The sequence below is a fragment of the Ruegeria sp. AF7 genome, from assembly GCF_056541885.1.
The window spans coordinates 45,153-65,528 of sequence record NZ_JBQFYX010000015.1 but is presented as its reverse complement, the minus strand read 5'-3'; the positions used below and the strand labels follow the sequence as shown (position 1 = coordinate 65,528).

General features: G+C 54.1%; 20 protein-coding genes. 12 read left to right on the top strand and 8 right to left on the bottom strand.

Annotated features, from left to right (window positions below):
* Nucleotides 1-220 precede the first annotated feature (220 nt).
* The 7 genes from ACR0AP_RS17380 to ACR0AP_RS17350 all read right to left on the bottom strand — a co-directional run bounded on the left by ACR0AP_RS17380 (nucleotide 221) and on the right by ACR0AP_RS17350 (nucleotide 7,032).
* Entirely contained in the window at nucleotides 221-1,585 is a 1,365-nt protein-coding gene (locus ACR0AP_RS17380) for a sensor histidine kinase (RefSeq protein ID WP_480508209.1), read from the bottom strand.
* A 555-nt stretch (nucleotides 1,586-2,140) separates the two neighbouring features.
* The gene (locus ACR0AP_RS17375; RefSeq protein WP_480508207.1) at nucleotides 2,141-2,467 is read right to left on the bottom strand and encodes a hypothetical protein; all 327 of its coding nucleotides are present in this window, start codon (nucleotides 2,465-2,467) and stop codon (nucleotides 2,141-2,143) included.
* Between the two features lie 88 nt (nucleotides 2,468-2,555).
* Nucleotides 2,556-3,917, bottom strand: a complete 1,362-nt coding sequence (locus ACR0AP_RS17370) for a sensor histidine kinase (RefSeq protein ID WP_480508205.1) — start codon at nucleotides 3,915-3,917, stop codon at nucleotides 2,556-2,558.
* Nucleotides 3,904-4,581 carry a response regulator gene (locus tag ACR0AP_RS17365; RefSeq protein WP_480508203.1) on the bottom strand — a complete coding sequence of 226 codons (678 nt, stop codon included), beginning with the start codon at nucleotides 4,579-4,581 and terminating at the stop codon, nucleotides 3,904-3,906. The genes ACR0AP_RS17370 and ACR0AP_RS17365 overlap by 14 nt, the downstream gene beginning before the upstream one ends.
* A 110-nt stretch (nucleotides 4,582-4,691) precedes the next feature.
* Nucleotides 4,692-5,219, bottom strand: coding sequence for a roadblock/LC7 domain-containing protein (locus tag ACR0AP_RS17360; protein WP_480508201.1), 528 nt, complete (start codon nucleotides 5,217-5,219; stop codon nucleotides 4,692-4,694).
* A gap of 1,016 nt (nucleotides 5,220-6,235) precedes the next feature.
* The gene (locus tag ACR0AP_RS17355; RefSeq protein WP_480508199.1) at nucleotides 6,236-6,538 is read right to left on the bottom strand and encodes an SH3 domain-containing protein; all 303 of its coding nucleotides are present in this window, start codon (nucleotides 6,536-6,538) and stop codon (nucleotides 6,236-6,238) included.
* Nucleotides 6,511-7,032, bottom strand: a complete 522-nt coding sequence (locus ACR0AP_RS17350; protein WP_480508197.1) for a GFA family protein — start codon at nucleotides 7,030-7,032, stop codon at nucleotides 6,511-6,513. The genes ACR0AP_RS17355 and ACR0AP_RS17350 overlap by 28 nt, the downstream gene beginning before the upstream one ends.
* A gap of 269 nt (nucleotides 7,033-7,301) precedes the next feature.
* Here ACR0AP_RS17350 and ACR0AP_RS17345 point away from each other — a divergent pair, with 269 nt between their 5' ends.
* The 11 genes from ACR0AP_RS17345 to ACR0AP_RS17295 all read left to right on the top strand — a co-directional run bounded on the left by ACR0AP_RS17345 (nucleotide 7,302) and on the right by ACR0AP_RS17295 (nucleotide 17,543).
* Complete coding sequence (locus tag ACR0AP_RS17345) at nucleotides 7,302-7,589, top strand: WGR domain-containing protein (protein WP_480508195.1); 288 nt, start codon at nucleotides 7,302-7,304, stop codon at nucleotides 7,587-7,589.
* Between the two features lie 527 nt (nucleotides 7,590-8,116).
* Nucleotides 8,117-8,521, top strand: coding sequence for a DUF3768 domain-containing protein (locus tag ACR0AP_RS17340; RefSeq protein ID WP_480508193.1), 405 nt, complete (start codon nucleotides 8,117-8,119; stop codon nucleotides 8,519-8,521).
* 253 nt (nucleotides 8,522-8,774) lie between these two features.
* The gene (locus tag ACR0AP_RS17335) at nucleotides 8,775-10,640 is read left to right on the top strand and encodes a ParB/RepB/Spo0J family partition protein (protein ID WP_480508191.1); all 1,866 of its coding nucleotides are present in this window, start codon (nucleotides 8,775-8,777) and stop codon (nucleotides 10,638-10,640) included.
* Between the two features lie 114 nt (nucleotides 10,641-10,754).
* Nucleotides 10,755-11,048 carry a type II toxin-antitoxin system RelE/ParE family toxin gene (locus tag ACR0AP_RS17330; RefSeq protein ID WP_299664613.1) on the top strand — a complete coding sequence of 98 codons (294 nt, stop codon included), beginning with the start codon at nucleotides 10,755-10,757 and terminating at the stop codon, nucleotides 11,046-11,048.
* Nucleotides 11,049-11,053: 5 nt separating this feature from the next.
* Complete coding sequence (locus ACR0AP_RS17325; protein ID WP_480508189.1) at nucleotides 11,054-11,344, top strand: addiction module antidote protein; 291 nt, start codon at nucleotides 11,054-11,056, stop codon at nucleotides 11,342-11,344.
* A gap of 22 nt (nucleotides 11,345-11,366) precedes the next feature.
* Entirely contained in the window at nucleotides 11,367-11,909 is a 543-nt protein-coding gene (locus ACR0AP_RS17320; protein WP_480508187.1) for a hypothetical protein, read from the top strand.
* Between the two features lie 246 nt (nucleotides 11,910-12,155).
* Nucleotides 12,156-12,758, top strand: coding sequence for a class I SAM-dependent DNA methyltransferase (locus tag ACR0AP_RS17315; protein ID WP_480508185.1), 603 nt, complete (start codon nucleotides 12,156-12,158; stop codon nucleotides 12,756-12,758).
* 726 nt (nucleotides 12,759-13,484) lie between these two features.
* Nucleotides 13,485-13,685: a hypothetical protein gene (locus ACR0AP_RS17310; protein ID WP_480508183.1), complete on the top strand. Its 201-nt coding sequence runs from the start codon at nucleotides 13,485-13,487 to the stop codon at nucleotides 13,683-13,685.
* A 475-nt stretch (nucleotides 13,686-14,160) separates the two neighbouring features.
* Nucleotides 14,161-14,586 (top strand): hypothetical protein, encoded by a 426-nt coding sequence (locus ACR0AP_RS17305; RefSeq protein WP_480508181.1) that lies wholly within the window; start codon nucleotides 14,161-14,163, stop codon nucleotides 14,584-14,586.
* Entirely contained in the window at nucleotides 14,583-16,418 is a 1,836-nt protein-coding gene (locus tag ACR0AP_RS17300; protein ID WP_480508179.1) for a relaxase/mobilization nuclease domain-containing protein, read from the top strand. Before ACR0AP_RS17305 ends, ACR0AP_RS17300 begins: the two co-directional genes overlap by 4 nt.
* A gap of 87 nt (nucleotides 16,419-16,505) precedes the next feature.
* Nucleotides 16,506-17,543: a hypothetical protein gene (locus tag ACR0AP_RS17295; RefSeq protein ID WP_480508177.1), complete on the top strand. Its 1,038-nt coding sequence runs from the start codon at nucleotides 16,506-16,508 to the stop codon at nucleotides 17,541-17,543.
* 197 nt (nucleotides 17,544-17,740) lie between these two features.
* Here the strand turns inward: ACR0AP_RS17295 and ACR0AP_RS17290 are convergent, their stop codons facing one another.
* Complete coding sequence (locus tag ACR0AP_RS17290; RefSeq protein WP_480508175.1) at nucleotides 17,741-18,631, bottom strand: LysR family transcriptional regulator; 891 nt, start codon at nucleotides 18,629-18,631, stop codon at nucleotides 17,741-17,743.
* A 129-nt stretch (nucleotides 18,632-18,760) separates the two neighbouring features.
* Between ACR0AP_RS17290 and ACR0AP_RS17285 the strand changes: the two genes are divergently transcribed.
* Entirely contained in the window at nucleotides 18,761-20,371 is a 1,611-nt protein-coding gene (locus tag ACR0AP_RS17285) for a GMC family oxidoreductase (protein WP_480508173.1), read from the top strand.
* Nucleotides 20,372-20,376 lie beyond the last annotated feature (5 nt).

Here is a 20,376-nt window from a genome sequence, read left to right as displayed (position 1 = left end):
CCCCCAGCCGTGGTCTATTGGCTGAGAAAAGAAGAAATCCAAACCGATCAGCAGGAGCAAAAAGTAGCTTAAATTACACCGAAATCTGTCCAAACATTGGGGAGTAGCTCAGGTATGGGCCGGAACCGGTTCGAGTAAATCAGCTATGCTTGCGCAAGGTCCGTTAGACGTGTGGGGTGAGCCATCAAAACCCGACGCAGAAGCGATACTTGTTCCGTTGCTACGCTACGTCGAATCGAACCGAGACCGTCAATCCGGGTGAGCTGTTTGTAGCCATTAAGAGCGCCGAATGATGATCTGCGATAGCCTTCACCAGTGCCAGTCCTAAACCATTCCCAACACTATTTCGTTCGCTTTTAAGCTTATAGAAAGGAACAAAGAGCTTTCCCAGAGTGTTTTCGGGAACGCCGGGACCATCATCAACCACCGAGAGCGTAACGATGCCGTCTTCTTTTTCAATAAGCAGGCGAACTCTGGAATGCTTTGGGCAGTGATCGATAGAGTTCTGCAAAAGGTTTACGCAAAGCTGTTTCAGCATACCTTCATCGCCTTCGATCAGGGAACGCGCTGATTGGTTCTCAACAAAATTCAGGCTTTGACCCTTAGCCTCCGCAAGTGGAATCATCGTTTCGACTGCTTCTCGACCCAGCCTATTCAAATCTAGATAGCTGAACGCTTTTGGACTGTTACCTTCTTCGATACGGTTGATCCGCAAAACAGTTTCAAAGGTCCATTTTAGACGGTCAAGTTCAGACTGAATATTGTTGATCACCTCTAGTGGCTGACCTTCGGATTGAAGCGTGTCTCTCGCTTCCTGAAGCGCGATGTAAGCATGAGTGAGCGGGTTCTTCAAATCATGTGCAATTGATGCAGCCGTCGATCGAGTCGTGGACATCAAAGCTGTCAGGTTGTCGAGATGTCGGTTCATCAACCGGGCAATCCGGTCTATCTGATCGTTGTTCTTACTGACTGAAAGCCTCGCTTTAACATCACCTCTTGAGACTTTGTTTAGCGTCTTCGCCATTTGATCGAGTTTGCGATATGTTCTTATGCTGGAGATGTACCCAACCAACAAAGTGCACACCGTTGCTCCAAATCCGATTGCAACCAAAGACCACGCCAGCGAACGAAGCGTGCTTTTCACAAAGGCAAGATCGCGGCCAACCACAACTACAAATCCACGGTAGGTTTGCACGTTGACACGGTGGATACGTTTTTCCCCACCCAGATCTATACCATCGTCTTCGATTTCTCCCCATCCTCTAAAGGACGGGTATTCGTCGATATTTCCCGCCAGACGCTTCCCCTGGCTGTCGAACAGGCCAATCAAACTGGTGTCGAATGGCAACCAGAGGGTCGCGTCATCAATCGCTTGTACAACATCTGAATCGTTGTCGTTATCGTCCAGAATTTCCTGAATGAAACGCATTTCGTCGATCAACAACGAGTCCATTTCCCGTTGCAAATCGCCACGAATTCTTTCGAACGTTAAAAAAGCCAACGCTGTAACTGAAAGTAGTATTACTACAGCTGCATACAACGCTGTCGTAAACGCTGCTCCAGAGACAATGTTTGAGCGCTTCATTTGTTTTTCATCCGATTATAGTGGCGACCGCATGTGATTTGGCTAACGGCAAACCCTTTCTGGCCAGTCAAGCGAGTGATCCGAGGGTTTTAGCTGAAAAACTAGCGGGAAAATGGGGAATTTAGCTAAATTTGTCGCACCATTGGAGATGCGAGACCAATAAAGCACACGAATGTCAATGCTCTCAACTCCCAGCTCCGTTTGATTGAGCACACCCGAACACTTTCAAAAAACTATGTGCGGTGTTGCTCGCCTGATACGGCGGCCGATGGAGCCTTGATTTCCGAGAACTTGCAGCGCTCCCTTCCGAGGGGGTGGAGGGGAGCGCTGCTTTGACTGAGGGAAGCAAGCGTGCGAGTGAGTGGTCCGTGTCCTCACGGTTCCGGTGGCACCCTTCAGGAGGGTAACGAGTGCTTCCTCAGTCGAGTATTCGGTTTCAGTTCCAACCTTGACGGCATCTTCTGCAACGTTTCCTTGCCATCCGGCTTTCATCAACCTTACGTTTTTGAAAAATAGTGCGATCTTCCCCCTGGATCATTGAGTTTTCGATGTTGTTCACCCACCTTTTGTGCACTGTCCGTGATCTTCGACAGATGTGGCACCGTGCGTGGACAGCTCATAGGTCATGGTTGGGAAATGAAGCGCCAAGGTCCAGACTTCGTCGGTCTTGATGTGGATGAATGTTACTCCGTCCAGCCCGTGTGCGACGGAGGCTACGCCTTCTGTGTTTTGCACAATCAGGCGCGCTTCTGAGCGGTCAGCACCCTGAAAGACCTGGATGATTTCACCATTGGTTTCTGACGTGCATAGGTATTCTGTTTCGTCTGCGATCGCTGCAGACGCAGGCAAAAGTGCCATTAGGAGTATTGTTTTCATCGTCATTGTTTTTCCGTTCAAAAGGTTGGGCTTTCTAGTTTGAGTTGTCCAAGTGGTGGTTCGAATTATGAGTGGACCGTTCTTCCGCATAGGTTCAGGCCGCGACGCGAGGCTTTCCAAAGCTCACACACACCCGCAGGCCCGGTTCATTGTTTTCCGCAGTGACTATTGCGCCGTGGCGTGTGGCAACGGCCTTTACAAGCGACAGGCCAAGCCCATTGCCATCTTCATATTTTGTGCCGTCTGCTCGGAAAAACGCGTCAAAAATCTTGTTGATTTGGGGTTCCGGAACCCCTGGACCGTTATCTGTCACAACCAGCTCAATCACATCGGGCTTGGCTGTCAGGGAAATCCTGATCCAAGAACCGGAAGGGCAATACCGGAGCGAGTTGTTCACAAGATTGACGAGCAGCTGCTTCAGCATGTTTTCGTCGCCTCGGATCAATATCGTGTCGGCGTTGTAGTCCGCCGAGATGTGCTTACCTGCATCGACGGCAACTGGATACAGCGCCTCAGCAACACCCTCAACGAGCGCGCTCAGGTTCACTGTTTTAAAGCTCTTTTGATGCGTTCCTTCCTCAATTTGCGAGACCTTGAGGATCGTGTCGAAAACAACTCTAATGCGCTTTAGGTTGCTCTCTAATTCATTGAGGCCGGATCGCGGGTCGCCACCATACTCAACTTCGCTGTAAACCTGTTGCAAAGCGATAAAACCACTGGTTAATGGTGTCTTTAAATCGCGGGCAACTGTGACCGCAGTAGCATGTGTGCTATTCAGTAAACTCGAAATCCAGTCGAGACGTCGGTTAACCAACTGGAAAATCCGATCGAATTGATCGCCCTTTCCCGAAACCGGAAGACGAATAGAACCATTCGCTTGAACAGGAGGTTCCAGGGCTCGCTCAACCGACTTTAGTTTCCGATAGTTTTGAGAGCTGAAGTAGTAGCCAAGACCTAAAACAGTCATGGTTGTTGCGAGCGTCAGAAGCAATAGCCCTTCCCAAAGTGTTGTCAACGCTTGACTAAGTGATGTCATGCTACGGGCGACTACTGTGCGATACCCAAGATACTCGGACGCATGAAGCATATAGACGGGCGCGGTCCCGCCGAATTGAACAAAATCCGGATCTACCTCGTGCCATCCGTTCGTATCAGGCACTTTCGCGATTGAACTGGCAAGTGCTGAACCGTTTTGGTCAAACAGCGCGATTACGTGAAGTTGGGTTCGATTAGGGTTATTCAAATGTTCGATTGCTCGCTGAACTGCGTCAGCGCCGCCTTCCTGCAATATCTCATGAAGCAAAAGCTCTTCATCGAGGATTTGTTGTTCGAGGTCAGAGCGGAGCTTGTCTTCCAGCGCCAGATAGGCTGCATATCCGAAAACAGCGGTGATGATCCAGACAATCAATGCGGCGAAACAAGCTGGAGCGCTCGAGGCAATGCTAGCGCGGCCCATGAAGGCTGTATCCAACGTTTCGAGACGTGTGCAAAAGCGGCATCTCGAAGGGCTTGTCTATCTTCGACCTCAGACGACTGATGTATGTTTCAATCACGGTCGAACTCGGGTCAAAATTATAGTCCCAAACTTGCTCCAGAAGCATGGTGCGTGTCACCACGCGGCCTGTATTGCGCATCAAAACTTCTAACAACGCAAATTCACGTGGCAACAAATCTATTGTCACATCTTGCCGTTTCACGACTCTGCTGAGTAGGTCCATTGATAGATCGTGGACATGAAGCTCAGTTGTCGAGAAATCGGGCGGTTGTCGCCTGATTATGCTATTTAAACGCGCTAGCAGCTCTGAAAAATGAAAAGGCTTTACTAGGTAGTCATCTGCACCTTCGGTCAAACCTTCTACTCTGTCCTGAACGTCTCCTATCGACGTAAGAAACAGAACCGGGGTCTGTTTTTTCGCGGCCCTAAGTGCTTTGAGAACGGAAAGACCATCCATTCCTGGTAGCATGCGGTCCAGGACTATGGCGTCACATTCATTGTATAGACAATATGACAGGGCATCCCGACCATCTTCATACCACTCCACACTAAAACCGTTTGATCTGAGTCCTGAATTGACAAAGTCGGCGGTTTTTTTGTCGTCTTCTGCGACGAGTATCTTCACTTTAAGCCCTCCGATTTTGCCACTGGACCTGCTTGTTTCAGTTTGGAATGCGCTGTAAGTGAACCCAGCCATAACGTGATGGCTAAGTCCATTTGGCAAATCGTTGCAGACTAGAGACTCAACGTTTCTTCGACGGCTTTCACCTGAAGCCGGGCGAGACCAAGATTGGCAGTTTTCTTGTCTAGTGCGACATACACAAAGATGTTTGGGTTTTTGTCCAACGGGCGGACCAGATGATACTGTTTGCCAAGCGTTATCAGAATGTCTTCGATGGTATCGTTAAGTTTCAGCGCTTCGATTGCCTGAAGTTTGGCGCGGACGACTTCAACATTCGCAGCGCCTGCAGTTTCAAGATCAAATTTTGAGCCACCCTCAGAGCCTAGTACTAGGCCTGTGTCGCTGTCCACGAGGCACGCCCCCAAAAGACCCTTGATTTCGCTTAGTTTAGAAATGTCCAACGACATGTTTAGCTCCTTTTTGGCTTTGGAATTGCTGATCTGACTCGCTCCGGGCGTTTGATGGATTGGACGAGTTTCTTTGTTTGCAGGTGGGATGGTAATGACGTGTTTTTGAACCAGGCCAAACCTTTCGCTAAATCTGGCCAGAACAGACGATGTATCACTATTGGAATTCGACATTTTCTATCCAATTCTCGCTGTGATGGTGGAAGTGGATTGTCGAACTATGTGTCCGCCACTGCGAGCGGCTTGGGTGCGAAGGAAGAGCCGATCAACCAAAGTGTCATCCAACCCAGGGAGAGTGTCCTTCCTATGCTGTACACGACATTCGGGATCTGCCCTGACGTTCAAAACCGGTGCGATTGGTCCCTGAGAGCTCTTGGGGCCTCTGTGCAAAAACCTTAGTGCAGCAATACAGGCAGTGGCCAAGTATAGGGCATTGTTGGCTGAAATGGTCAAAACACCTTCCGGACTCAGAAGGAATGAAGACCACAGATGCCCAAGTTCAGAAAGGACGCCGGCCAAAACTGATAAAAAAACAGAACTTAGCATAGGCCCCTCGCCTCGTTACCAATCAACTAAGCGGTTCGTAAAATACTGGAGGTTTTAACCGGCTTTTCAGAAAGCTTAAATTTTTGTAAGGAATTTGTTTTTTGTCGGTTGAGGGATAGGAACTTAGGTGCAGCGGGCTATTTGACTGATTTTGTGAGCATTTTGACACCGGCAATGGTTTAGAGTTGGATAACCGTGATTCATGATCGTCAACCCTCATTGTTTTGGCAGGATTTGCCGTGGGGGAGAGAATTGTTTGTTACACGGCACCAACCTCTATTTTCGGCAACGCAGCGGCAGCAATTCGATTGCGGTTCCAGAGTCTCCTGTGGGACGCGGACTGTGCATTCGAAGGACTCATTTGTTTGTGCTTGAAGCCAACAACTGCTTCGACAAGTTGTATCGTTGCTTTCTTACCCATGACTGAAAGGTCGGTTTGCGCCACTAGACCACTTGCTGCGAACGGCAGCTTTGTCGGGCCGCATTGCAGCGTCGTGTTTAGTGGGTGAACGACCGGAATGGGCCGGAAACACGATCGTGGTTTCCCGCTTGATCCCATCACCGGCAACAAGAAAGCTTCACTGCGGCCTTTTCTGCCAGCATTCTATTATTACAGTAAGATGGCATCGCTGATCATCGTCGTATTAGATTTTCCGCAAGTATGCCCAAGAGACATACCCCTTTAGTCTACGAGCACGCTCCAATGAAACGCGGCACCAACGTGTGCCACCGGTCTGCTCGCAGCTGTGAACTCGTAGTGCGGTTCCATTTGGAAGACCAACGATCACATTGAACCCTGTTCCAGGTCCGCTGCGCATTTTTAGCATGTCACCGTCTTCGACTCCAAAAACCTCATATGGTCCCAGTGACGCCGCCGCAGCCGGCTCAACGCCCATGACGACCCCTAGGAACAAAGCCGCTAAGGGTGAGAAGAGTGCATTGCGCATCTTGATGTCCTGCTTGTTGCCTCAACTACAATCGTAGCAATTCGGGTCACCAGAAGGAACAACTCCCAGAAAGAAATGTACGTGATACCACAGTCTAAACCCCTACATATTTTCCAAGTGGTGGGGAACTCTGGCCCAGTTGGGGGCATCTTTCGCAAAACCTTTTTCGATGGGCTGAAGTTGTTTGGTTCATCCAGTGTCCCGGCTGCAATGCTCGTCAATCCGAAGGCTGTCACACCCCACAAGCCTGACCCGCAGGTACCGCAGAAATGCTTGATAACAGGTCGCCCTTCCTTTGAGGTCTTCTCAAAGGTCCGTGGTTTGCCCTTCAGTAGCTGTAGATTTTCTGACTTTATCATGTACCCGGCGTAGCCATCTGTATCGGTCATCGATAGGCAATCTCTGCAAAAACACATGAGTTGCAGTACCGCTTCACCGGTGATCCGGTAGCGCACTTCACCACAGAAGCACCCACCTTCCAATGATTGTGCCATGTTCGTTCATCCCTCTATGTCCACTGGGAAGAGTAGTGAACATCGTATGCGCCCTAATCTGAGGCGGCAACATTTCCACATTGCTTCTGGCTATCTCACGCGGAATTTCATCATCTGACTAAATGCGGCAGTTTCCGGCCGTGAAAAATTCTCTTCTGCGTGAGTACGGTCATTAAAGAGAGAAAACTGTGCGGATGACCGCTCAGTAAATGTAGGTCCGTTCCATTGAGGATCAGAATCCATTCCGACAAATGGATCTTGCAAAGCCATTGGACAGACGTTCTGAATTGACCGACAATCGGATCATGGAGCTGACGGCAACCACACCTGTCCACCTGATCCATGTGGATCCAGACGCCAACATGGCGCGGTTCTATGGGATTGAACTGCAGCCGACGCTGTTTGGCGAAGTGTCCGTCCTTCGCACCTGGGGGCGTATAGGCACAAATGGGCAAGCCATGATGGTGACTTACGAAGGCGAAGGCCAGGCCACTGATGCACTCCAAAAACTCGAAAAGCAAAAGCGCCGCCGAGGGTATGTCCCGGTCGGTGAGTGATTTCGGATTGCAATCTGTTCCATAGCAAATCCCGAGCCTGTCGTCTCGTGACCGGGCTCTAGGTTACAGCCGGCATGCCGGCTTCCACCCAGAACACCCCAGCATGATCTCCCTGAGCCAATAGCCCCTGAACCGTCTCTTGCGAGCCGGGGCAGGGGCTATTGGCTCATGGTCGGCCCATGCCGTGATGATCTGCCCGTTCGGGTGACGATCCCTTTTGCGCTTCCGCAGGATCGAAGATCCTTTGGCCTTTTTCTGTTGGTCAGGCGGGATTTGGACAAGCCAAACGCCCCCCGACGTCAGGGGGAAGGCGCGGCCTCCCCCCTCGGACAAGACAAATAGACAAGACCGGGTCCTCGCGCGTTGCGCTGCGGGCCGCACCACTCTTGTCGATTTGTCCTGTCTCGCCCCTCTCCGCGTTCGCCACGGGGCAGGTTTTAGAGACGACGCCCTTTCAGGGCTCGGCTCAAAACCAGCACCAAAAGGGGATCAACCCCGAAGGTCACACCACAAAAGGACAGACGGTTTTGAATACCGAAACAACGAAAGACATCGAAAATGAAACGAGCCATCAGGCGGCTGAAATAGCGGCCCAGAATGACCTGTTTCGGAAAGCTCTGATCGATCCGACTGCGGCGATTGAGATGCAGTCCAAAGACATTCAGGGGCAGGTGTTTGTCACGCCCGGCGTGTCCGGCGAAGGGGTGGAATTTCAGACTGCGGCTTTGGCTGCAGTGGCATCGGATGACCAGTTTGACGAAGGAAACGATCCCTATGGCGATCACACATTCGGGACGGTGACAGTCAGCGGCCAAAAGCTGTTCTGGAAAATCGATCTTTACGACATGGAGTACACATACGGCTCTGACCGCCCGTTTGATCCCGCAGTAACGCGCCGTGTCCTGACCATCATGTGCCCCAGCGAATACTGAGACCAGCCCTGTCCCAACGGGGCAGGGACTGCATGCGCAACCCGCGCAGGAAAGGAGGTGAGACTATGCCTGCAAAGATCATCGAACAGCGAACACGTGAAGCTGTGGAATTGCTCAAGAAGGGAGGCCTGTCTGCAAACATCGCGCTCCGCTTCTTGAAACAACACGCAGCCGCCTAAGCGGCCCCGCTCTACCCCGGAAGGGGTAGGGCACCCTTAACACGAAGCAAAACACCCAAACAAGGATTTGCCCCATGAGCAAAGTCGAAACATTCACCGCACCGGAAACCATTGAAACCGTCGCCCTGTCCGATCTTTACCTGTCTGATCTGAACCCACGGCAGCAAGTCGCCGAGGAGGGCATCGCCCTGCTGGCTGACAGTCTGATCATGTGCGGCCTGATCCAGAACCTCAGTGGCCTACGCGATGCGGATGGCAAAGTCGCCATTGTCGCCGGTGGCCGCCGCCTGCGGGCTCTGAATATCGCCGTGACCGAGCGTGCTGATCTGGCACAGGTTCCAGTGAAGATAACAGACAACCCGTTTGTGGCCGAACAATGGGCCAATGCGGAAAACACGGCGCGTGAGGAACTGGACCCGGTGGACGAGGTCCGCGCCTATGGCAAGATGTCCGAGAAATCTCTGTCTGTTGCCAAGATCAGCAACGCGTTTGGCGTAACCGAAGCCCATGTGCGCCGTCGCCTAGCACTGGCTGGTCTGCCCGCCGCCGTTCTGGATGCGCTCAAGGCGGGTGAAATCAGCATGGGGCTGGCCAAGGCCATGACCGTTAGCACTGAAGAAGAGAAAATTCTGGACGTGCTGGAACAGGCCAAGGAATGCCGGTGGTTCAGTGAGCATGATGTGAAACAGGCCCTGACGTCGGAAGCTGTCAGAAGCAGCAATCGCAAGGCGGTGTTTGTCGGGCAGGAACCCTATGTTCAAGCAGGTGGCACCGTCACTGCTGATCTCTTTGCCGATGAGACTCTGTTCAATGATGGCGATGTATTGGATCGTCTATTTGCTGAAAAGCTGGCGGCAGAAGCAGAAAAGCTGCGCGAAGCGGAAGGCTGGGACTGGGTGGACACCCATGATGAAAGCTACATTCCCTATGGGTTCTCGGGCACCGCAGGTATGCACCGCCTGGATATGGTGAGCCGGGACTTCACCGAAGAACAGGCCGAGCGGTATGACGAACTAGGCGAACTCTATGAGGCTGAGGCTCTGGGCGCGGAGGGCGAAAAGGAGCTGGCCGCGCTCGAAGACTATGCCGCGCCGTTCTATTCCGACGATCAGCGTAAGCTGTCCGGCGTGTTTGTCTATGTCGGCAACAGTGGCGAAATCAAAACGTCATCGGCCTATGTCGCGGCGGAACATGTGCAGGTCGCTATTGAGGCTGGTGTTCTGGCCCCGATCAAAAGGCCGGAGACCGTAGAGACACCAAAACCCGCCTATTCGCAGAAGTTCATCGACGACATGGTGGCGATCCGGTTGGCAGCTGTTCAAACGGCCCTGCTGGACAAGCCGGATTATGTGCTAAGCCTGTTTGCCTTCTCCACAACCCCAGCCTCCGGTCTGACCAGCACCCTGTTTGGGTTTGGCTATGGTGGTGCCGAGCGAAACACGCCGGAGATAAATGACCAGTTCATCCTCGATCCGCGCCTTGGTGGAGAACGGGATGAGGCCGCAGAGGCAGCCTATGACCAATTCCAGGAGATGGCCGCGAAAGGCAGCGTGGAGGCGTTCAAAGCGTTTCGCGATCTGGGCAAGAAGACACGCAACGGTGAGATCACAGCGTTTCTGGCCCGGCGGTTCCTGACCCAACGCCCGGAGTTCATGGCGGAGATCGAGGCTGAGATTGGCGCTGACATGCGCGCGATCTGGACCCCGTCGGCTGAGAATTGCTTCAAGCGTCTGAAAGGCTGGCAGCTGGATGATCTCTACAAATACCTGCTGGACCTGCATGTCGACACCGACATGTTCAAGGCTTTCGCGAAATCCAAAAAAGGCGCGAAGAACGAGTCGATGCACAAGCTGTTCAACGACGATGAGCATCAGGTGGCACTGGGTGTGTCTGAGGCACAGAAAGCCCGGATCGATGCGTGGGTGCCCGAGTGCTTCTGAAACAATCGGGTAGGGCGCTTTGCGCCCTGCCTTCCAGCGATGTTGTTCTCTGTTAATTCAATGCTTTACGTTTCTTTCGCTTGAAAGGATGTAGCTTGTAGGCTACATTTAGGTATGATAGAAATTCGTAAGACTGCCCTGTTCGATAAATGGCTCAAGGGCTTGAAGGACCAAAGAGCGAGAGCCAGGATTTTGGTTCGCATCACGCGGCTGAGCCTGGGCAATCCCGGTGACGTGAAGCCGGTTGGTGAAGGTGTAAGTGAACTGCGTATTTCTGAGGGTAAGGGGTATCGCGTTTACTACGTGTCGCGCGGTGACGTTTTGATCATTTTGCTCTGCGGGGGAGACAAGTCATCCCAGCAAGCGGACATCAAAACCGCCAAAGCGATGGCAAAAGAGTTGGAGTGAAAAACATGGGTGTCAAAACAACGAAGTTTGAAGCGGCTGACTATCTGGACAGCCCCGAAGCCATTCAAGCCTATCTTGAAGCGGCTTTTGAAACCAGTGACACGGCCCTGATCGCATCAGCTCTTGGTGATGTTGCTAAGGCCAAAGGTATGTCGAGCGTAGCCGACAAATCTGGCCTGTCTCGGGAAAGTCTCTATCGTGCGCTTAGCGAAAACGGCAATCCCGAATTTGGTACCATCCTCAAAGTGCTGAGTGCTGTGGGTGTGACGCTCACCCCGAAATTGCACGTGAGTTAACCGTTTTAGAAGGCAACCCGCCATGTCTATCGATGCAGCTCTTTCAACAGCTGAAAAGACCATTCGCCGCGTTTGGAGATCCGCGCAGATGTTTGTCGGGTTTCATACGGATCAGAAGGGCAAGCCGCGCACGCAGCCAAAGCTCTGGCCGCCGAAGAACGGAAGTGCGTCTATCCATAACGACCCGACCGCGCAGGAAGCGATTGTTGTTGTCAAATCCGCTGACCCTGAGGTTGCACAGGACGTGCAGATCAAGCTGCACCCAAACCGTATCGTGGTGCGCCGCGATGCAGATATGTGGTGGCAGGGCGTGGCCGTGGATGAGCATTCCGTGACGGTTCGAATGGCAGACAACACGATCATCGAAATTCGGCATGACGGATCGGTGAAACGCCGCTCGGCGGAAGATGAAACCCATGTCGAAGCCGATGGCAGTATCTTCAAGTTCACCGAGTTTGCGGAAGCGCATATGACAGGGGACGGCGTTGAAATGACCCGCCGCACTGAGGATCGGATTGCGACGATCACAGCAGATGGTGTTGTCGATCGCGCGCGCAAGCGTTAGCCTGGTTTCAATACCTCGAGACTTTCCTTCGGTTAAACTTGTGGCCCGCTTCGGTGGGCCTCTTTCTTGCGGGAAAGACTGTCAGCAGAGGCTTGCCGAAGTCGCCTCTATTCCCTCCTCATGCCGTTCCAAATCCATGTTGACTGTTCTCGCCAACCTAGCCAATGTCGCGCGTTCGTATCGATGCGTCTGCCTCAGCGCAGATGTGTTGGAGCCGATGCAGACCCACAAGGAAACGCGAGCAACATGACTGATGACTGGAACGACTACGCCGATGGTTGGGACGACAATAGCGACGTCAGATATTACGCGAGTCGCGCTTTTGCCTCGCTCGACGAGCACCTGGACCTTTGTGGAAAGAACTGGAAATCGAAGCGTGTGCTCGACTTTGGATGTGGCACCGGATTGCTGGCGGAGAAAATCGCACTGCATGTGGCGGACGTTGTCGCGGTTGATACCTCGGAGAATATGATTGCGGTCCTGAAAGCAAAGAACCTGCCCAATGTCAGGGCCGTTCATGGAGATATGCTGGCGGGAAATGTTCGGGAGGTGGAGACCGGGGTCTCAGGTTTCGATTTGATCTGCGCTTCTTCCGTTTGTGCTTTTCTCCCAGACTACAGTGGGGCCGTGGCCCTACTGGCGGGATTGCTCAATAAGGGTGGGCAGTTCGTGCAGTGGGATTGGCAGGCGTCAGATGATGACGGCTTTGGATTGACGCTGCAACAAATGAAGACCGCGCTTGAGGCGGCACGGCTTGGCTCCATTCGGGTCGAACAGGTATTCGAAATAAATTCTGATGCGCGGACAATGCCCGTTTTGATGGGAGCGGGAATTTGCATTACGGAATGAATTTGAGTGTGGATACGGGAGCAACCAGTGCGTACGCTTAACCGACCATTGGCAATTTCGAATTGCGTTCAAGACTACTGGATGAACAGGTACCCTTTCCTTGGAAGCTCCGTGCTTCAGTTTGAACGGTGAGCCTGGATCGGGCAATCCTGCTTCTGGCAGCGAAGTTCAAGTTTGAGGGTTAGCGGCGGTTGCTTGGACCGACCCGGCCCCGTCAAATTGTGTCCGGCTGGTTACCTGATCCGCGCAAGCGCGGATCAGGGCCGGACCGTCCGATCTTTGGCTTCCGCCAATTGGAAAGGGCGGCTTGCACCGCTAGTGGTCCTCCATCCTTCAACACCAGGGTCGTACCGGCCTAGAAAGGCCACCCCATTCGGAACTGAGCACGCAGCCTGTGTCGGACCGAGGTGATGTTGCCGCCCAATATCGCATCGCATTGTTCAGATGTCCCGCGCGCACCGATCCCAGAATGCCTTGCCCTTCACCTGGGCTGACAGTTTCAACCTCGTTGCCGGAGATGATCCTCGGCTGCCGTGTTTCTGAAGGGATGAACATAAGCGGGAAGTCGGGGAAGACGCGCGGTGCCCGGTTCGGGCACCGCGCTTCAACAGGGAATTTCCCCTGCGCCTGCGGCGCATTCCGCGCGGATCAAATTCCCTGCTGACGTCCCCTTTTGTGCCCGCCTTTTCCATGTTCATCGAAACACGCCATAGCGAGGATCAAACAATGGCAACTCAAACTCTGAAACTGAACGTCAAGACCGGCGAAAAAGAAGGCAAGGTTTTCTGGGATCGGTGCGGAGTTCTCTTCGTAAACACCGATGAGACCGGCAACATCACCTCGATCCAGGTCCGGCACAGCATGTTCCCCGGCGTCGAAATGGTGGCCTTCCCGAAGCGCACCGATGACGAGCCGGTCACCGAATGACGAGAGGGCAGGGCGGCGCAAGCCGCCCTTTCTTCTGCTCCGGCCAGAGGCCGGACCACATATGCGACACGTGTAGCGCAAGGCCCAACGGCCGGGCAGGGAGGTAACCCACCGCAACGCGGCACCCCTCAACCCCGCCACACCCGCCGCACAAGCGGCGGGAAATGAGCGCGCTGAGGTGCGCGGAAAATGCCATAAAGAACTTGAACGTGCCGGTATGTGACGGGCGCTGTTCGGGCAGCTCACGCTTCGCGTGATTGCCCTGCACCAGTCCACCGGCACCCACGCCTGCTGGTTGGAAAAGGGGCGGGACCCTTTTCCCGGCGTGGAAATTGCCTCCAAGAGCAAAACTGTTCCGAGGGCGATTTGAGAAAATGCGGATTTCTAAAATCACCCCCGGTTTCCTCTTGGAGAGTATGACAGGATAAGGTAGTTGTGTTACAAATCACAAATACAACTAGAGATTGATTGCGATTTGGCCGAGAGCAAAACTTCTGACACCACCGTCTTTTCCGTACGTTTGCCGGTGGATGCCCTGGAGCGTTTGGAAGACGCTGTGGAGGCGCTGGGGTCTAAAAGCCGGAACCAGGTCATCCAGCGTCTGATCTATCGACTGGTTGGGTATCTCGATCCTGACCCCGCTTTAGTGGATCTCTGGCAGAAGCACTTGCGGCAGGTTCAGGGTGGATACACCAACCTCAACCAGCTCGCGAAATCGGCCAAGCGCGGCTCGGTGATCTGGACGGATGATGACCGCCGCGACGTCGAACATCTCCATCGCGCGATCATCCAGCACCGGCAAGACTTGAAGGCGATGATCATTGCCGCCCGTCGAAACCGAGAGCCGGAATCCGCCATTCGCCGGATCTTGCGCGACGACGATTGGACACCTGAAGAATGAATGCCGCTGCCCGTGATCTGACAGCGGGAGACTTGCTGGAGCTTGCGTTCCGCGAGGCTCAGAAAGGTGTCGATCGTACCAAGAAGATCACTCAGCAGCTGCAGACCGCCAAGCGCATGAAGTTCATGATCTCGCGGGCCTCATCCATCAAGGCGCGGCTTGGTGCCGTGGTTGGCAAGCCTGAGGCAGTTGTGAAACACGTCCGCAAAGGCGGCGTGAACAACGCGCATGAGCTGCGCCGCCAGATCAACTATCTGACCGTCAGGGCAGAGGGTGTGTTGGACATCCGAGACAATGGTGTGACCCCGCTCGATGCGGATCAGGTCAGTGATTTGATCGAGACCTGGGCCGAGGATTTCAACGGGAAAACCAACTACGGTTACACCCGTCACATGATCGTTTCGTTTCCCGAAGGCACCTATCCGGACGCCGCGCATGAGGCCGGATTGGAGTTCGCGGATCGCCTATTTGGCAGCGGTGATTTTGGCGACACATGGGACTATCTGACCGTGTTCCACAACGACACTGACAACCCCCATGTCCACATCGTTGTGAACAACCGAGGCGTCGAGCATGGTCAGTGGCTCGCTATGGGCATGACCAGCGAAATGAACATCGACGTTCAGCGCTCTATCCAGGTCGAGGTTGCTGAGGAATACGGAATTGAGCTGACCGCAACGACCCGCCTTGAGCGCGGTTTGCGGCAGGAAGTCGAGACCGATACGTGGAAAGTTCAGGCCGGAATGTCGGTTGTTGAAACCACTCCGGAAGTCGAAGTTACGGCCCCCGACATGGCCGCCGATGTGATGACCCTCTCCATCGCAAGAATGTCGGATCTGTTTGATGAGCGCGCCAACGCCGTCAAAGACCGGATCGAAGAGTACGCCATCATGCTCGTTGAAGGAGAGGAACCTATGGTATCGAGAATGGAACATCTACTGGACCAAGCCCATCATTTTGATGATTACGGTGAGCCGGGAGACCCGTCTTATGTGTCGCCCGAAGTCATGAGTAACTTGCGGCGGCACATCGAATTAGGTGGTTCTGAGGAAACAATCGCACCCGAGCTGAAGGCTCAGGTTGTTGCCCATATCAGCGACGTTCGGGACAACGAACAGAGCCATCCGTATCTGTCTGCCCTCGCTGATATTGTCGATGACAAGGAGTTCCAGGTGTCCGCAGATTATGCCCCGGCAGCACGCCGCTACGAGGTCTATATGCAGGACACCTTGGGCGAGGGGGCCTATGAGGACTTCCAGACTCAGACCAAAGAATTGCTGCAATCCATCGACAAGATGGAAGGGCTGGCCCGTGAGGTTGACGACCCTCATCTGCGTGTCGCAATGGACATTCAGATTGGCGAGCTGAAGGGCGACGTTGCGGATCTGCGCACCAACGATCCGGACCTTCAAGCCTTCATCATCGAGGACCGGCGCTATTCAACGATGATGGGAATGGGCACCGCTGAAATGGATACCCTCGACTATCCAGAGGCCGAACAGTGGGCAGCGATCCGCAAGGAAGTCACCGACACGGCCAGCAGCTACGGCCTCGATGGCGAGGCGTTCGTTGCTCGTTTTGACGATCATCACAACGTCACTTTGGGCACTACAATGGGATGGCGCAGCGACGACACTTCGACCGCCGCAGCCCACTTCCAGGCTCAGGGATTGTCGGACAGCCACGACCGCGCGGAGGCCGTTGTTGACGAACTGCACCAGCTTGCTTCTTCCAGGATCATCGCAATCTCAGAAGAACTCTCAGAGGTTCACGCCCACGCAACACACCCGCTCTTGCAAGGACGCGGTGACGATGACGGACACAGCCTATAAGGACTTCACCCGGCCTGCCTGATGAGCGCGCCAACGCCCCAGGCAGATCCATCACTGAGTTATCCATCAACTCGCAAAGGAAAAACTATGGTTTCGCGTACAGACTATCTATTGAACGAAGTCGAACACTTCGCACCCTATTCCCAATTTGATCAATCCGCCCCGCGCGAGGATCGCGTTTCAGAGCAGACCGACATTATCAAGAAAGAGCAGCAAGCGATGGGCTATGATCGTGCCGCCATCGCTTCAAAGAGCTTCGACATCGAGGACCAGGCCAACCGCCGTGTTGACGAACATACGGCGCAACAAGATCTGGTCGGAGAACTGAAAATCGAGTTAGAAGCAGCGGAGAGGTCAGGGGAGCCGGTAGATCTGAACGATATGCGGGCATTGGTTTCTCAGCACATGACCGATGCTCAGGAATACGATCGGTATCACCCTTACTATTCGTCGCTTGCGGATCTGTTCGGCGACAAAGGTTTTCAGGATTCTGACGACTACCAGTCGCCCGGTGATCGCTATGTTCAGTATATGCAATCCGCTCTGGGTCAGGCCGGTTTCGAGAATTACGAACAGCAGACCAAGGACATTGTGAACTCCATCGAGAACATGGAGGCTCTTGCACGAGAGGTCGAAGATCCGCATCTGCGTGCTGCAATGGACGTGCAGATCGGAGAGCTGAAGGGCGATGTTGCCGAGCTACGCCCATACGACTCCGACCTGCAGGCGTACACTGTTGCTGACGACAGTTACACCACATCCATGAATGCGGCCGAGTTGGACAACCTGGACCCGTCCGACGCCGAAAAATGGCTGGCAGTGCGTGACGACATTGTTGCAACCGCCAACAGCTTCGGACTCGATGGAAACAAGTTCCTGGCTCGCTACAACGATCATGACAGCGTTTCAGTCGGTGCAACGGCGACTTGGCGAGACGCGGACATTTCCACCGCTGCCGCCCACTTTGACAGCCAAGGTGTTCCGGACAGCTACGAGCGCGCCGAGGCCGTTGTCGGTGAGCTGCACCAAGTTTCATCCAGCAAGATTGCAGCCGTTGTGCAAGAGATTGCCCATACCCGCGAACAGGCCACCCACGTCCATGAGTATGATGGACACAGTCTGTAATTGCCGAGCAGAAGGTATTTATTGATGCAACAGGGCTAAATTCAGGCTCGGCGCAAAACAGGGCGGGATGGAATCTTCCGTACAGGATTTTTGGAAAACGACCCATCGCTGCCGTTGACGTGTGCGACCGCAACGCGGGACTTTGCTGCCCATGGAGAAGAAAAGGTCAATGCCCGCTTTGGCATTTTCGTGAGTATTCATCGTGATGGCAAATGATCATGCTCTTGTAGCCATTCATGAACTCTGCGGACCTCTTTCTTTTGGAGCGCGTTGTCGCCTGCAACTAAAAAGAAACTTCGCGGTAACAGCAATCTATAGTCCAGCGGCGAAATCAATGTCCCTTGCTCGATATGTCCACTAGAAAAGCTTTCCGCCACAATGGCCGCCCCGCTGCCGCCTGCAAGGATCTGAAGTGCAATCAGTGTTGAATCCGCTTTGGTCCCATTTATGACCGGCGGCAGCGCCAACCCGTAATGCGCGGCCATGAGTGACCAATCTGGTTCAGATCCGATGATCAAAACCGCATGTCTAGCCAGTGCTTCAAAGCAGAGTTCCGCACCAAATGAAGCCGCGAACTCAGGATGGCAGACTACATGGGCATAGCGGTTGCCCAAATGACAGATGTTCTGTTCCTGCCAGTCTCCATGTCCATATCGGATCTCAAGATCGTAGCTGTCGGTCGCGGACTGATCAGTCCAGACCGCGGTGGTAATATGGATTTCCAAATCCGGGTTGTTGCGATGAAACTCGGACAGGCGGGGGGCGAGGATCAGCGCCGCGTAACTGATCGAACAATGCACTCGTACGATCCGCTTGCGGTCAATATCAAACAACCCGTTTGTTGCGGTCTGCAAATCCGAAAAGGATTTGGCAACCGGTTGAGCATATGCATGCCCCGCATCCGTGAGCACGACGCCGCGCGGCTGCCGGATGAACAGGGGCGTCTTGAGATGCTGTTCCAACAGTTTGATCTGCTGGCTGACGGCAGCTGGTGTTAGGCCTAGCTCATCCGCCGCGGCAGCGAAACTGCTGTTACGTGCAGCCGCATCAAAAGTGCGCAGCCATGAGACTGGGGGCAACTTTGCCACGGGTAATCCTCTGTCTAACCTCCGACACTTGACGTAAGTAAACTATACCCTTTGAGGCAAAAACAATAAATTGAACTAATGCCATTCTTGCCTGCATTCTGTCCTCTGAAATGAGGAGCCAATCTGGCGATGGAGTTCGACTATATCATTATCGGGGCAGGATCTGCCGGCAGCGTTCTGGCCGACAGGCTGAGCAGGAACACATCCCTACGGGTTCTGGTTATTGAGGCAGGTGGGGCCGACAACAACCCCTGGATCAAGGTGCCGCTTGGCTATGCCTTCACTTTTACCAACCCAAGCGTGACCTGGCTGTATTACACGCAGGCAGATCACGGCCTGAACGGCCGCAGCATCTACTGGCCGCGCGGCCGCACTCTTGGCGGTTCCAGTTCGATCAACGCAATGGCCTATGTGCGTGGCCTGCCCCATGACTTTGACGACTGGGAAGCCGCCGGGGCAACGGGCTGGAACTGGGAAACTGCCCGCAAGACATTCGAACGTGTGGAAACCAGTGTGTCCCAGGGTCGTCAGACCGGCGACGGCCCCCTCTTTGTGTCAGATCTCTGTGACAGAATGCATCCCTTTGGGGAGTATTTCCTGAAGGCAGGGCAGGAGCTGGGCTGGCCCGTACACGAGGATATGAATGCCGCAACCGACGAAGGGCTTTCTTACTTCCGCAGCACGGTGCGCGGTGGTCGGCGCTGGTCAGCGGCAGATGCATTTCTGCGCCCAGCGATGAAACGCAGTAATGTGAAACTGGAAAAGAATGCCCTTGTGGAAGGGCTGACCTTTGACGGGCTGCGCGCAACCGGCGTCCGGTATAGCAAGGGGCAGCGGCATGTTGTTGCGACGGCCCGGCGAGAGGTGATCGTCAGCGCTGGGGCCACCAATTCTCCACAGCTGCTGCAGTTGTCTGGTCTCGGCCCGGCGGAGCTGCTGAGATCTCGTGGTATCCCTGTCGTTCAGGATCTTGGCCAGGTGGGACTGGGCCTGCAGGATCATCTGACAATCGGCCACTACTTTGAAGCCACCGAGCAGACGTTGAACACCACCTTGGGCTGGAAAATCGGTCAAGGGCTGGCCGGGTTGCAATATCTGCTGACCCGCAAGGGGCCACTTAGTGTGCCATTGAACAACGTCGGTGGTTTCGTGCGGTCTGGCAGCGACCAGCTCTTTCCCAACATGCAAATCTACTGCAACCCTGCCAAATACGAGATCTCGGGTGGCAAACGCCCCGTGATGAACCGCGACCCCGGTTTTCTGCTCTGCACACAACCTTGTCGACCGACAAGCCGCGGTTCTATTGCCATTACCTCGTCTGATCCCAATGACGCACCGCTGATCCAGCCGAATTCATTGGCAACCGAACAGGATCGCGCCGATGCCGTCCGCGCCGGGCGCCTGTTGCAGCGACTGGCACGGGCGCCGTCGATTGCGCGGGTCGCAAAGGCTCCGGTCGCGCCGGATATCGCGCCGATGGATGACGAAGCGCTGCTGGAGAATTTTCGTGCGCGCGCCACAACCAATTATCATCCTACCTGCACCTGCCGCATGGGCAATGACGCCTCGGATTCTGTCCTGGACGCCCGGCTGCGGGTGCATGGGGTGTCCGGCCTGCGGGTCGTGGATGCCTCGGCCTTTCCCAATATCACCTCCGGCAACACCAATGCGCCGACCATCATGTTGGCGATGCGCGCCGCTGACCTCATTCTCGAAGACGCAGGCTACACCTGCTCCTGAACCAA